10 protein-coding genes and 2 pseudogenes are annotated in these 14,096 nt (G+C 63.2%); 11 read left to right on the top strand and 1 reads right to left on the bottom strand.

Going from position 1 to position 14,096, the window contains the following annotated elements:
- Positions 1 to 12: 12 nt before the first annotated feature.
- Positions 13 to 441 (bottom strand): ferric iron uptake transcriptional regulator, encoded by a 429-nt coding sequence (fur, locus tag AWB65_RS15170; protein WP_087667944.1) that lies wholly within the window; start codon positions 439 to 441, stop codon positions 13 to 15.
- A 199-nt stretch (positions 442 to 640) separates the two neighbouring features.
- Between fur and AWB65_RS15165 the strand changes: the two genes are divergently transcribed.
- The 11 genes and pseudogenes from AWB65_RS15165 to AWB65_RS15115 form a co-directional block, all read left to right on the top strand.
- Positions 641 to 1,459: an outer membrane protein assembly factor BamE gene (locus AWB65_RS15165; RefSeq protein ID WP_087667943.1), complete on the top strand. Its 819-nt coding sequence runs from the start codon at positions 641 to 643 to the stop codon at positions 1,457 to 1,459.
- 116 nt (positions 1,460 to 1,575) lie between these two features.
- Positions 1,576 to 2,373 carry a 4-hydroxy-tetrahydrodipicolinate reductase gene (gene dapB / locus AWB65_RS15160; RefSeq protein ID WP_087667942.1) on the top strand — a complete coding sequence of 266 codons (798 nt, stop codon included), beginning with the start codon at positions 1,576 to 1,578 and terminating at the stop codon, positions 2,371 to 2,373.
- A gap of 21 nt (positions 2,374 to 2,394) precedes the next feature.
- Positions 2,395 to 3,060, top strand: a complete 666-nt coding sequence (locus AWB65_RS15155; protein WP_087667941.1) for a MotA/TolQ/ExbB proton channel family protein — start codon at positions 2,395 to 2,397, stop codon at positions 3,058 to 3,060.
- 2 nt (positions 3,061 to 3,062) lie between these two features.
- Positions 3,063 to 3,491 (top strand): ExbD/TolR family protein, encoded by a 429-nt coding sequence (locus AWB65_RS15150; RefSeq protein WP_087667940.1) that lies wholly within the window; start codon positions 3,063 to 3,065, stop codon positions 3,489 to 3,491.
- 205 nt (positions 3,492 to 3,696) lie between these two features.
- Positions 3,697 to 6,291: a leucine--tRNA ligase gene (gene leuS, locus AWB65_RS15145; RefSeq protein WP_087667939.1), complete on the top strand. Its 2,595-nt coding sequence runs from the start codon at positions 3,697 to 3,699 to the stop codon at positions 6,289 to 6,291.
- A gap of 14 nt (positions 6,292 to 6,305) precedes the next feature.
- Entirely contained in the window at positions 6,306 to 6,923 is a 618-nt protein-coding gene (locus AWB65_RS15140; RefSeq protein WP_087668028.1) for an LPS-assembly lipoprotein LptE, read from the top strand.
- A 12-nt stretch (positions 6,924 to 6,935) separates the two neighbouring features.
- Positions 6,936 to 8,033, top strand: coding sequence for a DNA polymerase III subunit delta (gene holA / locus AWB65_RS15135; RefSeq protein ID WP_087667938.1), 1,098 nt, complete (start codon positions 6,936 to 6,938; stop codon positions 8,031 to 8,033).
- Between the two features lie 134 nt (positions 8,034 to 8,167).
- Complete coding sequence (locus AWB65_RS15130; RefSeq protein WP_087668027.1) at positions 8,168 to 9,439, top strand: glutamate-5-semialdehyde dehydrogenase; 1,272 nt, start codon at positions 8,168 to 8,170, stop codon at positions 9,437 to 9,439.
- Positions 9,440 to 9,465: 26 nt separating this feature from the next.
- The gene (locus AWB65_RS15125; protein WP_087667937.1) at positions 9,466 to 9,882 is read left to right on the top strand and encodes a CopD family protein; all 417 of its coding nucleotides are present in this window, start codon (positions 9,466 to 9,468) and stop codon (positions 9,880 to 9,882) included.
- A gap of 578 nt (positions 9,883 to 10,460) precedes the next feature.
- Positions 10,461 to 10,592 (top strand): annotated as a pseudogene (locus AWB65_RS37845) (ESPR domain-containing protein); the annotation flags it as partial.
- Between the two features lie 237 nt (positions 10,593 to 10,829).
- Positions 10,830 to 14,096 (top strand): annotated as a pseudogene (locus AWB65_RS15115) (hypothetical protein); the annotation flags it as partial.

Raw genomic sequence — 14,096 nt, 5'->3', positions numbered from 1 at the left:
CGTTTCGGTACTTCAGTGCTTCCGATGCGGGCAATTTTCCTTCGTGCACGCCCCGTACAGCGCGAGCGCGTGCTCGTGCAGCTTGAAACCGCGCGCCTTCGCAATCGCTTGCTGACGGCTTTCGATTTCCGCATCGAAGAACTCCTCGACGCGTCCGCAGTCGATACACACCAGATGATCGTGGTGCGTGCCTTCGTTCAGCTCGAACACGGCCTTGCCCGATTCGAAATTACTGCGCGACAGCAGGCCGGCCTGCTCGAACTGCGTGAGCACGCGATAAACCGTCGCGAGCCCGATGTCGAGCTCTTCGTGAATCAGGTTGCGATACACGTCTTCGGCCGTCAGATGGCGCACCGGGCTGTGCTGGAAAATCTCGAGGATCTTGAGGCGGGGCAGGGTCGCCTTGAGCCCGATATTTTTGAGATCGGCGGGATTGGTCATGGCTAGGCATCCCTAGAGTACAATTCAAGGTTCTCATAGTAATGCGTTTTTACCGTTTCGGTCATCTTCGAACCGAAGTCGAACAGCCGGGAACCGTTGCGATCGATATCAGCGTCATATGAAAACGCGTCGCGCGCGGGGTGAAATGAAGGGTGAAATGTTTCCAAAATCTTTGTCGAATTGCCTGGAGAGCCGTCGTATGCGGGGAACCTTGATCGCTGCCGTCCTGGCCACCACGCTGGCCGGTTGCTCCTCTTACGACAGCGTCACGCAGAAGATCGCGCAGAGCATCACGCCGTACCGAATCACCGTCGTGCAAGGCAATTTCGTGTCGCAGGAAGCGGCGAGCCAGATGCAGATCGGCCTGTCGCGGGACCAGGTGAAGGCGCTGCTCGGCACGCCGCTGCTCACCGACATGTTTCACGCGGATCGCTGGGATTACGTCTTCTACTTCAAGCGCGGATCGACCTCGGTCGTCCAGCAGCGCGACTTCATCGTGAACTTCACAGCGGATCGCGTGACGAGCTGGTCGGGCGGCGAGAATCTGCCGTCGAACCTCGAACTGCTCGCCGAAATCGATGGCGACAAGGGCGTCAAGCTCGCCTCGCTGCCGAAGCCGCCGACACCCGTCGCGGTGCCGGCATCGGCCACGTCGGCGGGTGTCGCGGCGCCTTCCGCCGAGGAGCCGTCGATCTCGCCGGACCCGTCGGCCGCGTTCGCGGGTGATGCGAACCAGCAGGCCGCACAGGCCGCCAACCGGGCAACGAACGCGATCCAGACGCCGACTGGCCGCACGCAATCCACGGCGCGCCCGAACGTGCCGCAAACGCCGGGCGGCGCGCTTGGTTCGAACAGCCAGGGCAATTCGCAGATCCAGTTGAAGCGCCAGCCGCAGCAGATCAACATTCCGGACAGCAGTGCCGTTGGTCCGCAGAGTTCGTCGCCGGCGCCCGCCGCCACGAATCCGGTCGGACCGACTCCGTTCTACGTGCCGGCTGCCGGCACGCCGAGCAACTGAGCCGGGTTAAAGCACGTCAAATCGGGGAACGGCGGGTTTGTCCCGCTGTCCCTTGTCTGGACAGGGCGCGCGACGCATCGCGCGCATCTTTCAACACGTTTTCACGCTGAATCGTCATGAAAATCGCCATCGCTGGTGCATCGGGCCGCATGGGCCGCATGCTGATCGAAACCGTTCTCGACGATACCGACGCCGAACTCGTCGGCGCGCTGGACCGTCCCGGCGCGCCGCAGCTCGGGCAGGACGCGGGCGCGTTCCTCGGCAAGACGACGGGCGTCGTGCTGACTGACGACATCGAACGCGTATTCGCCGATGCCGATTTCCTGATCGACTTCACGCGTCCCGAAGGCACGCTCGTGCATCTGGAAGCGGCGGTGCGCCACAACGTGAAGATGATCATCGGCACGACGGGTTTCGACGACGCGCAAAAAGCGCAATTGCGTGCAGCGGGCGAGAAGGTCGGCATCGTGTTTGCGCCGAACATGAGCGTCGGCGTGAACGTGACGATGAAGCTGCTCGAATTCGCCGCGAAGCAGTTTGCCGAGGGCTACGACATCGAGATCATCGAGGCGCATCACCGCCACAAGGTTGACGCGCCGTCGGGCACGGCGCTCGCGATGGGTGAAGTCGTCGCGAAGGCGCTCGGGCGCGATCTGAAAGACTGCGCGGTTTACGGCCGCGAAGGCGTGACGGGCGAACGCGATCCGTCGACGATCGGTTTTGCCGCGATTCGCGGCGGCGATATCGTCGGCGATCATACGGTACTGTTTGCGGGCATCGGCGAGCGCATCGAGATTACGCATAAGTCCGCGAGCCGCCTGTCGTATGCGCAGGGCGCGCTGCGGGCGGCCCGCTTTCTCGCCGGCCGCGACACCGGCTTCTTCGACATGCAGGACGTGCTCGGCCTGCGCTGAGCCTGGTCCCATAAGGCACCGATGGCGGACACGGGCGTTATCCACTATCTGCAAAGCGGCGACGGTGTCACGCGCGGCGTCGCTGGCGTACTGCTCGCGATGTCGGTCGCGAGCTGGTGTTTCCTGATCGTCAAGGCGTGGGTTCTGGCGCGCGCGAAGCGGCAAGGGCCGCGCGCGCTGAAGCATTTCTGGCAAGCCGCGACGCTCTCCGATGGCATCAGCGCTTTGCGCGCGACCGATCGCGAACGCGTCTACCTTCCGCTCGCCGAGGCCGCATGGCACGCGTCCGAGGCGGAAGTGCCGGGCGCGCTGCTGGCGCGCGTCGAGCGCAGCGAGCGCGTGTTGCGCGCGCTGCGTCAGGCGCTGCTCAGTTCGCAGCGGCGGCTCGAATTCGGACAGGTTTTGCTCGCGTCGGTGGGCAGTACGGCGCCGTTCGTCGGCTTGCTCGGGACCGTGTGGGGCATCTATCACGCGCTCGGCAGCATCGCGGCGAGCGGACAGGCGATGATCGAAAACGTCGCCGGACCGGTCGGCGAGGCGCTCATCATGACGGCGTTCGGGCTCGTCGTCGCGATTCCGGCGGTGCTTGCGTACAACGTGCTCGGCCGGCTCGTGAGGCAAGTCTCCGAGGAACTCGACGGCTTCGCGCACGATCTCCACGCGTTCCTCTGCGGCGAGGGCAAATAACGATGGCTTTCGGCGGACTCGACAAAAGGCCCAACGGCTCGCCGATGGCCGAGATCAACATGACGCCGCTCATCGACGTCATGCTCGTGTTGCTCGTGATCTTCATCATCACCGCGCCGCTTTTCACGCACGCGATCCGGCTCGATTTGCCGAGGGTGTCGTCGCAATCCGTGCGCGAGACGCCGGACACCATCACGCTGTCCATCGACGACGCCGGGAAGCTTTACTGGAACGACAAGCCACTCACACTCGACGAGATGCGCGCGCGTTTCGCCGACGCAGGCAAGCGCCCGGCACCGCCGGAGATCCATCTGCGGGCGTCCGCCGCGACGCGCTACGACGTCATCGCGCAGGTGATGGGCGCGGCGCAGCAGGCGGGGCTCGACAAGATCGGCTTCGTCACTGAGCCGAAGGGCGCCAAGCCCCAGTAAGGCGGCCAGCCAGCGGCGTTGGCCATCCGGCCAGGCGCCAGCCGCGCGCCATCGAACGGTATAATCGCCCTTTGCCTGATCGGCGCGTCGACACGACCGAAGACTCAAGCCAAAACGCCGCAGCCCCGCCACCGCGCGCTCACGTAGCCGAAGCGCGACCGGGGCCGAGCCAGTTTCCAGCATCAGCCGAACAGCCAACCACACCATGCACGATAAATACGTACCCGCCGACGTTGAATCCGCCGCGCAAAGCGACTGGCGCGCGAAAGACGTCTACCGGTCGACCGAATCTGCGGCCAAGCCCAAGTTCTATTGCGTCTCGATGCTGCCGTATCCGTCGGGCAAGCTGCACATGGGCCACGTGCGCAACTACACGATCAACGACGTCATGTACCGCTATCTGCGGATGAACGGTCACAACGTGCTGATGCCGATGGGCTGGGACGCGTTCGGCATGCCCGCCGAGAACGCCGCGATGGCGAACGGCGTGCCGCCCGCCAAGTGGACGTACGACAACATCGCGTACATGAAGAAGCAGATGCAGTCGATGGGCCTCGCCATCGACTGGTCGCGCGAAATCGCCACCTGCTCGCCCGAGTATTACAAGTGGAACCAGTGGCTGTTCCTGAAGATGCTCGAAAAGGGCATCGCGTACAAGAAAACCGGCACGGTGAACTGGGACCCGGTCGACCAGACCGTGCTCGCGAACGAACAGGTGATCGACGGGCGCGGCTGGCGCTCGGGCGCGCTCGTCGAAAAGCGCGAAATCCCGATGTACTACATGCGCATCACCGATTACGCGGACCAACTGCTCGACGACCTCGAAGGCCTTGGCTGGCCGGAGCGCGTCAAGGTCATGCAGCAGAACTGGATCGGCAAGAGCTTCGGCGTGAATTTCGGCTTTCCGTATGAAATCGACGGCGAAGCGAAATTACTGCGCGTGTTCACTACGCGCGCCGACACCATCATGGGCGTCACCTTCGCCGCGATCGCCGCGGAACACCCGCTCGCCACGCGCCTCGCGCGCGACAACGCCGAATTGCAGGCGTTCGTCGACGAATGCAAGCGCGGTGGCGTCGCCGAGGCTGACATGGCGACGATGGAAAAGAAGGGCATGCCGACCGGCTTTTTCATCACGCATCCGCTGACGCAGGCGAAAGTCGAAGTGTGGGTCGGCAATTACGTGCTGATGAGCTACGGCGAAGGCGCCGTCATGGGCGTGCCGGCGCACGACGAACGCGATTTTGCGTTCGCGAAGAAATACGATCTGCCGATCAAGCAGGTTGTCGCGATCGAAGGCAAGGAATACTCGACGCAAGCGTGGCAAGAGTGGTACGGCGACAAGACGGCCGGGCGCCTCGTCAATAGCGGCAAGTACGACGGTTTGACGTTCGAAGAAGCCACCGACGCCATCGCCGGCGACTTGAAAGCGCTCGATCTCGGCGACAAGCAGGTCACGTGGCGTCTGCGCGACTGGGGCATTTCGCGCCAGCGCTACTGGGGCACGCCGATTCCGCTCATCCACTGCCCGAGCTGCGGCGACGTGCCGGTACCGGAAGCGGACTTGCCGGTCGTGCTGCCGGAAGACCTCGTGCCGGACGGCACAGGCAATCCGCTCGCGAAGTCGGAAGCGTTCGTGAACTGCGCGTGCCCGAAGTGCGGCGCGGCGGCGAAGCGCGAAACCGACACGATGGACACCTTCGTCGATTCGTCGTGGTACTTCTCGCGCTACGCCGCGCCGGACGCCAAGACGATGGTCGACGAACGCACCGACTACTGGATGCCGATGGATCAGTACATCGGCGGGATCGAGCACGCGATTCTTCACCTTTTGTATTCGCGTTTCTGGACGAAGGTCATGCGCGACATGGGTCTCGTCAAATTCGGCGAACCGGCGAAGAATCTGCTCACGCAGGGCATGGTGCTGAACGAAACGTACTATCGCGAGGACGCGGCGGGCAAAAAAACCTGGTACAACCCGCTCGACGTCACCGTGTCCCACGACGACAAAGGCCGTCCGACCGGCGCCGTGCTGATCGCCGACGGCCAGCCTGTTGTGCTGGGCGGCGTCGAGAAGATGTCGAAGTCGAAGAACAACGGCGTCGATCCGCAAACGCTGATCGATCAATACGGCGCCGATACCGCGCGTCTCTTCGTGATGTTCGCGGCGCCGCCGGAGCAGTCGCTCGAGTGGTCGGGCACGGGCGTGGAGGGCGCGAGCCGCTTCCTGCGCCGCGTGTGGCAGTACGCGCACGGCCAGGCCGACGCGCTGAAACAGCACGCGAAGCTCGACGTATCGAACCTGAACGACACCGAGCGCGTGCTGCGCCGCGAAATCTACAGCGTGCTCAAGCAAGCCGATTTCGACTACGGCCGCCTGCAGTACAACACGGTCGTGTCGGCGGGCATGAAGATGCTGAACGCTGTCGAAGGCGCGAAGGATGCGAGCGCGGGCGTGCTCAACGAAGCGTTCGGCGTGCTGCTGCGCGTGCTGTATCCGGTCGTGCCGCACGTCACGTTCCAGTTGTGGGCCGAACTCGGCTACGCGAAGGAATTTGGCGATCTGCTGGACGCGCCGTGGCCGAAAGTCGATGAAGCCGCGCTCGAACAGGCTGAAATCGAGCTCGTGCTGCAAGTGAATGGCAAGGTACGCGGCGCGCTGACGGTCGCGAAGGACGCGTCGCGCGAAGCCATCGAAAAGGCGGCTGTCGAGCATGAGATGTTCGCCAAGTTCGCGGAAGGCCGTGCGCCGAAGAAGATCGTCGTGGTGCCGGGGCGCCTCGTCAACGTGGTAGTTTGAGCGCCGTGAAAATCATGGGAGTCGATGTGAGCCGGAAAGTCGTCGAAGGGAAGGCGCCCGAAGCGCAGCCGGTGTCCGGCGTCAGCAGGCGTTCGTTCCTGTCGCTCGTGAGCGGCGCGCTTGCGCTGTCCGCGTGCGGCTTCCAGTTGCGCGGCCAGCAGGACTACGTGTTCAAGCGGCTCGCCATCTCGGGCGGCGCGGCGGTGATGGTCGCGCGTCTCGAACGCATGGTGCAGGGCGGCAGCGACACGGTGATCGTCAAGCCGTCGGAGAAGCCGGAGGCCATTTTGTCGCTGGCCGAGGGCAACGGCCAGCGCACGCTGAGCCTGAATTCGCAGGGTGTCGTGCAGGAATACGAGCTCGTCTACACGCTCAACTATTCGCTGACCGGCGCGGACGGCACCTTGCTGATCCCGCCGAGCGTGATCGCGCTCAACCGCGCAATGACTTACAGCGACCAATACGCGCTCGCGAAGCAGCAGGAAGCTACGCTGCTCTATCGCGACATGCAGTTCGATGCCGTCGATCAGTTGACTCGCCGGCTCGCCGTCGTGCGCTCGCTGCATCCGGCGCCGGGCGAGCAGACGCCGGGCATCGCGCCGCGCGCGCCGCTGCCCACGCCGCCGCTGTAACCGGTCGCCTGCATGCAACTCCGGCTCGACGCGCTCGAAGCGCATCTCTCCAAGGGTCTGAAAGGCTTGTACGTCGTCTATGGCGACGAGCACCTGCTCGCCCAGGAGGCGTGCGACCGCATTCGCGCGGCGGCGCGGGCGAGCGGCTTCACCGATCGGTCGGTGTTCACCGTCGAGCGCGGTTTCGACTGGAGCAGCCTGATCGGCGCCAGCCAGTCGATGTCGCTGTTCGGCGACCGTCAACTCGTCGAGTTGCGCATTCCGACCGGCAAACCAGGCAAGGAAGGCGGCGAGGCGCTCAAACTCATGGCCGCTGCTAACAATCCCGACGTCCTCACGCTGATTACGCTGCCGCGCCTAGATTCGGCGTCGCAGAAAGCGGCGTGGTTCACGGCCATCACCGCCGCGGGCGTGGCATTGAAAATCGATCCCGTCGAGCGGGCGCAATTGCCGATGTGGGTCGGCCAGCGGCTCGCGCAGCAAGACCAGCGCGTCGCGCCGGGAGAAGAAGGACGGCGCGCGCTGCAATTCATCGCCGAGCGCGTCGAAGGCAATCTGCTCGCCGCGCATCAGGAAATCCAGAAGCTCGGGCTGCTGTACCCCGAGGGCGTGCTGAGCGTCGAGCAAATCCACGATGCCGTGCTCAACGTCGCCCGCTACGACGTGTTCAAGCTCAACGAGGCAATGCTGACGGGCGACGTCGGCCGCCTGGCGCGCATGCTCGACGGCCTGAAGGGAGAGGGCGAAGCGGCCGTGCTCGTGCTGTGGGCGCTCGTCGAGGAAGTGCGCACGCTGTTGCGCATCAAGCGCGGCGTCGCGGCGGGCAAGCCGCTCGCCACACTGCTGCGCGAAAACCGCGTCTGGGGCCCGCGCGAACGGCTGATCGGCCCGGCGCTCTCTCGTGTGACGGAAGGTGCGCTGGAGAAGGCGCTGTCGCTTGCGGCGAAGCTCGACCGGCAGGTGAAAGGCCTCTCTGGCAGCACCGGAAAACGCGGCAGCGAGCCGCCGCCCAATCCGTGGGACGGCATGTTCGAACTCGCGATGACGGTCGCGCATTCCGGCAATCCGCCGCCGGGCAAAGCGCTCGCGCCGGCGCGACCTCGTCGCTGAAACGCGCATCGGCTTAAAATCAGGATAGCGGTGTCCATTTTTTGCGGACGCCTCCGAATCCAGCCGTCTTTACGGACGCTCACGTGCTCATCCACGGCACCGGCGAGCGGCGACAAAACAGCAAGAGACCCACGATGAACATCGACGAATACATGACCGATCTGGGCCGCCGCGCGCGCGCCGCTTCGCGCGCGATGGCGCGCGCATCGACTGCCGCGCGCAACGCGGCGCTCGAAGCGGTGGCGGTTGCGATCGAGCGCGATCGGGCCGCGTTGAAGGACGCGAACGCGCGCGATCTCGCCCGCGCCCGGGACAAAGGCCACGACGCTGCCTTCATCGACCGCCTGACGCTTTCCGACAAGGCGCTGAACACGATGGTCGAAGGCTTGCGGCAAGTGGCTTCTCTGGCCGATCCGATCGGCGAGATCAGCGGCCTCAAGTTCCGCCCGACCGGCATCCAGGTTGGCCAGATGCGCGTGCCGCTCGGCGTGATCGGCATCATTTACGAATCGCGGCCGAACGTGACGATCGACGCCGCCGCCCTCTGTCTCAAATCCGGCAACGCAGCGATTTTGCGCGGCGGCTCCGAGGCGCTCGAATGCAACACGGCGCTCGCGAAGCTGATCGGCGAAGGGCTGGCAGCGGCCGGGCTGCCGCAGGACGCCGTGCAGGTCGTCGGAACGGCGGATCGCGCGGCGGTCGGCAAGCTGATCACGATGACCGAATACGTCGATGTAATCGTGCCGCGCGGCGGCAAGAGCCTGATCGCGCGCCTGATGGAAGAGGCACGCGTGCCGATGATCAAGCACCTCGACGGCATCTGCCACGTGTACGTCGACGATCGCGCCGATCTCGCGAAAGCGCTCGCCATCTGCGAGAACGCGAAGACGCATCGCTACGGCACCTGCAACACGATGGAAACGCTGCTCGTCGCGCGCGGGATCGCGAAGGAGGCGCTGCCGGTTCTCGCGCGCGCGTTCCAGGCGAAGGAAGTCGAACTGCGAGTCGATGCGGCCGCGCGCGCCGTGCTCGAAGCGGCGGAGGTCGGCGCGCTCGTCGATGCCAGCGAGGAAGACTGGCGCACCGAGTATCTGGCGCCCGTGCTAGCGATCAAGGTGGTCGACGATCTTGACCAGGCCATCGACCACATCAACGAGTACGGCTCGCATCACACCGACGCGATCGTGACCGAAGACCACGATCGCGCAATGCGTTTCCTGCGCGAAGTGGATTCGGCGAGCGTGATGGTGAACGCCTCGACGCGTTTCGCGGACGGCTTCGAATTCGGCTTGGGCGCGGAGATCGGCATTTCGAACGACAAGCTTCATGCGCGCGGGCCGGTAGGGCTGGAAGGGCTGACGTCGCTGAAGTACGTGGTGCTCGGTCACGGCGAAGTGCGCCAATAAAAAAGTAACGAAAAGGCAACTCATCGATGCTCTGGATCAAAACGCTGCATATCGTCCTGGTGGCTTCGTGGTTTGCGGGGCTTTTCTATCTGCCCCGCATTTTCGTCAATCTCGCAATGGAAACGGACGCCGCCGCCACCGCGCGGCTGCTCCTGATGGCGCGCAAGCTGTTTCGCTTCATGACGTTCATTGCGATCCCGGCGCTTGCTTGCGGGCTGTGGCTGTGGCTCGCGGTCGGCATCGGGCAGGGGCAGGGCTGGCTGCATGCGAAACTGACCATCGTCGCGCTGCTCGTCGTCTATCACGCGTATTGCGGCCGGTTGCTGCATACGTTCCAGCGCGGTGAAAACAAGCGCTCGGACAAGTGGTATCGAATGTTCAACGAGTTGCCGGTGCTGGGTCTTCTCGGCGCAACGGCGCTCGTGATCATCAAACCTTTTTAGCCGTGCCAGGCCACACGGGCCGCTGACACAAGACGCCGTATCCGCAGTTTTCCAGGAAGCCGTTTCAACGAGAAATCGTTGGCGGCTTTTTCGCATTCTGCGGCTGCCTTAATTCCAATCAGACAGTCGATGCGCCGTTGTGATCCTGCAACTAGGAAATTAATGAGAAATTTCCCAGTGTCTCAATAATGATTTCAAAGAGGACATGGGTTCATCGGAAACCCTTGTCGGGTGGGCCTTTCGAACTGCTGAACACATGCTTCTCCGGGCGACGAACCGTTCGCCCCGCATCCCTTTTCTCCTCGCAGTGCTTCGCTATCCGCAATTAAGAATTTTCGCGTTCAGCTTAAGTTGACCAAAACCTATAGTTCGTCCGCGCTCCTTATGGATTGCGGTTTGACGTGTCCGCTCCATTTCGTTGTGCCAGTGCCGCTGGAGTGCGTTGAACGAGGCAGCCCATGCCGCGTTGAAGCCGAGCGCTCTGTACAGACGTTTTGTCATCCTAAAAAGAATGGCGACCGAACTTACCGCCGGAACCGAAGGCGATTTTTCTTAATTTTGTTGGGGTTAGTTAAAGCATGAACAAGTCATACAAATCGGTATGGAATGAGTCGACAGGCTCATGGGTTGCCGTTTCGGAATTGGAGAAATCGCGCGGGAAGCGCAGCAAGGCGGGGCAGAAAGCTGCGATTGCAGCGGTGGTGGGTGTTTCGGCAATGGCTGCTTCGGGTGGTGCTTCCGCCGGCACGCAATTTGTCGCTTGTGGTGGTAACTTTGGGCAGGTCTACGGCGATACAAGCATAAACCCCGCATCTAACTGTTCCGGCTTGGGATGGAAAGTTACCGATGGCACCGGCACAGCATCATTGACAGGTGCAAACGGGTGGATCAGTGCGAGCGGCAATTTTTCTGTAGCCGGCGAAAGTTATCTTGGCGGCCACGTCAATGTGAGCAATCACAGAGTCTACAACCTTCAAGCAGGTGTCCTTGGAACTGACGCCGTCAACCTGAGCCAGTTGAACGGCGCGGACAAGTATTTCCACGTGAATGGCAATGCCAAAACGGCGGCCAACGTAGATTTCGTCGCCGCCGATTCATCGGCAACCGGCCTCGGCTCGACCGCTGTCGGCCCCGCCGCTGTGGCGAGCGGCAACTATGGGACCGCACTGGGTGATTGGTCTACCGCTGCCGGCGCAGAAAGCGTGGCGCTCGGCAGCAACGCCAAGGTTCTCGCGGGTGCAGACAACGGGGTTGCTCTCGGAAAGTACGCGACCACGACGGCGGCCAACTCGGTGGCGCTCGGCGCCAATTCAACCACGACAGCTGACTTGAGCGCCGCTGGCTATAAGCCGGGCGCAGCGGCCGTTTCGGGCATTGCTTCGGCGGCTAACGGCGAAGTGTCGGTGGGCTCGTCGGGTAAGGAACGCCGCGTGACGAACGTCGCGGCGGGCGCGGCCGAAACGGACGCGGTGAACGTGAGCCAGTTGAAATCGGCACTGTCGCAGGTAGGAACCGGTCCGTCCGACGCCGTGCAATACGACACGAGCACGCACGACAAGGTGACGCTGGGCGGCACGGGCGCGGCGGTGACGCTGGCGAACGTCAAGGCAGGCGCTGCCGATAACAAGGCGGTCAACCTGAAGCAGTTGAAGGATGCGGGCCTGAAGACGGATACGAACGGCAACGTGACGAACGCGTTCGTCGCCTATGACGACTCGACGAAGGGCAAGGTTACGTTCGCGGGCGGCGCGGCTGGCACGCAGCTGAGCAACGTGAAGGCCGCGATCGCCGACATGGACGCGGTGAACCTTTCGCAACTGAAGACCGCAGGCCTGAAGACGGACACGAACGGCAACGTGACGAACTCGTTCGTCGCCTACGACGACTCGACGAAGGGCAAGGTTACGCTCGGCGGCGGCACGGCTGGCACGACGATCAGCAACGTGAAGGCCGGTGTCGGCAACACGGACGCGGTGAACGTCGAGCAGCTTAATAAGGCTATCGAGGGCGTTGCGCCGGGGAACGGCGGCGATTCGCTCAAGTACGTCAAGTTCGGCGCGACCGAAGGCGCAACGGCTCTGGCTACGGCGACGAATTCGGTCGCGGTCGGCGGTAATTCGTTCGCTAGCGGTGCGAATTCGCTGGCAATCGGAACGTCGGCGCGCGCTGTGGGCGCGGGTTCCGTTGCGCTCGGTTACGGCTCGCAGGCAACCGAGGACAACACCGTGTCCGTCGGCACGAACCTGAAGACACGCAGGATCGTCAACGTGGCCGCTGCTACGAGCACCACTGACGCGGTCAACCTTGGCCAGGTGCAAGACCTGATCACCAAGAACGTGCAAACCGCATCATCGATGTCGGCAAGCACGCCGGTCGCTTCTACGCGCGGGCTCTTGATGACTCGTGCGACAGTGTCGTCGGTGCCGGTCGAGCAACTTCTCGTCGCGGGTCCGACGGATAAGGGTGACCAGGTTTCGGCACTCGGCTCTGATTCCATAGCTATCGGCTTGAACACGCATGCCGACGGACAGCAAGCCGTCGCCATCGGTTCGAACTCGATTTCGACGGGCTTCTCCGCAGTTGCGATGGGCTACGGCGCCATTGCCAACGGCCGCAATGCCGCTGCGTTCGGCGTGAACGCCAATGTCGTATCTAACGGCGGCCTTGCACTGGGTAACGGTGCGAGCGTCGACACGGAATCCCCGGATGCCATCGCGATTGGTCCCAACGCCCAGGTCGGCAATCTCGACGCCGTGGCGTTCGGCAAGAATTCGCTCGTAGGCGGAAAGGCTGCGTACGGCATTGGTAATTCGGCTACCGTAATGGGCGACGAGTCATTCGTCCTGGGTAACCGCACCTCTGTAACTGGTAAGAGCACGATCGCACTCGGCAACGATGCCATCGTGTCGGGCGACAACAGCGTCGTACTGGGCAGCAAGAGCGATGGCACGCAGAGCAATGTAGTGTCGGTCGGTAGCAAGACGGCGCAGCGCAAGATCGTGTACGTCGCACAGGGCGCCGTATCGGCGACCAGCACCGACGCAATCAATGGCGCGCAGTTGTACAACACGGCATCGACGACGGCGGCGGCACTGGGCGGCGGGACGACCGTGGGCTCGGACGGCAAGCTCAGCAAGCCGACGTATGATGTTGGTGGCACCACGTATAACGACGTGGGTACGGCATTGTCTGCTCTCGGCAGCAAGCCGACCATCGATGCGGTCAAGTACGACAGCAGCGTGCACGACAAGGTCACGCTGGCAGGCGGCACGGCTGGTACGACGCTCGCGAACGTGAAGGCTGGCGCTTCCGACATGGAAGCTGTCAACCTGAAGCAGTTGACGGACGCAGGCCTAAAGACGGATACGAGCGGCAACGTGACGAACGCATTCGTTGCATATGACGACTCGACGAAGGGCAAGGTCACGCTGGCAGGCGGTACGGCTGGCACGACGCTGGCAAACGTGAAGGCTGGTGCAGCCGACATGGACGCAGTGAACGTCAAGCAACTGAAGGATGCGGGCCTGAAGACGGACACGAGCGGTAATGTGACGAACGCATTCGTCGCATATGACGACTCGACGAAGGGCAAGGTCACGCTGGCAGGCGGTACGGCCGGCACGACGCTGGCGAACGTGAAGGCTGGTGCAGCCGACATGGAAGCTGTCAACCTGAAGCAGTTGAAGGATGCAGGCCTGACGACGGATACGAACGGTACTGTGACGAACGCATTCGTCGCATACGACAACGCCGCCAAGAATTCGGTGACGCTGGGTGTCGGCACGGCTGGTGCGCAGATCCACCAAGTCCTGGCAGGTACGGCTGACGCGGATGCCGTCAACCTGAAGCAGTTGAAGGATGCAGGCCTGAAGACGGATACGAGCGGCAACGTGACGAACGCCTTCGTTGCATATGACGACTCGACGAAGGGCAAGGTCACGCTGGCAGGCGGTACGGCCGGCACGACATTGGCGAACGTGAAGGCAGGTGCTGCCGACATGGAAGCTGTCAACCTGAAGCAGCTGAAGGACGCAGGCCTGACGACCGACACGAACGGTACTGTGACGAACGCATTCGTTGCGTATGACGACTCGACGAAGGGCAAGGTCACGCTGGCAGGCGGTACGGCCGGCACGACATTGGCGAACGTGAAGGCAGGTGCTGCCGACATGGAAGCTGTCAACCTGAAGCAGTTGAAGGATGCAGGCCTGACG

Origin of the sequence: Caballeronia humi, assembly GCF_001544475.1 — a bacterium.
Taxonomy (GTDB): domain Bacteria; phylum Pseudomonadota; class Gammaproteobacteria; order Burkholderiales; family Burkholderiaceae; genus Caballeronia; species Caballeronia humi.
The sequence above is the reverse complement of the archived record's forward strand: the minus strand, read 5'-3'. Positions and strand labels throughout refer to the sequence as shown.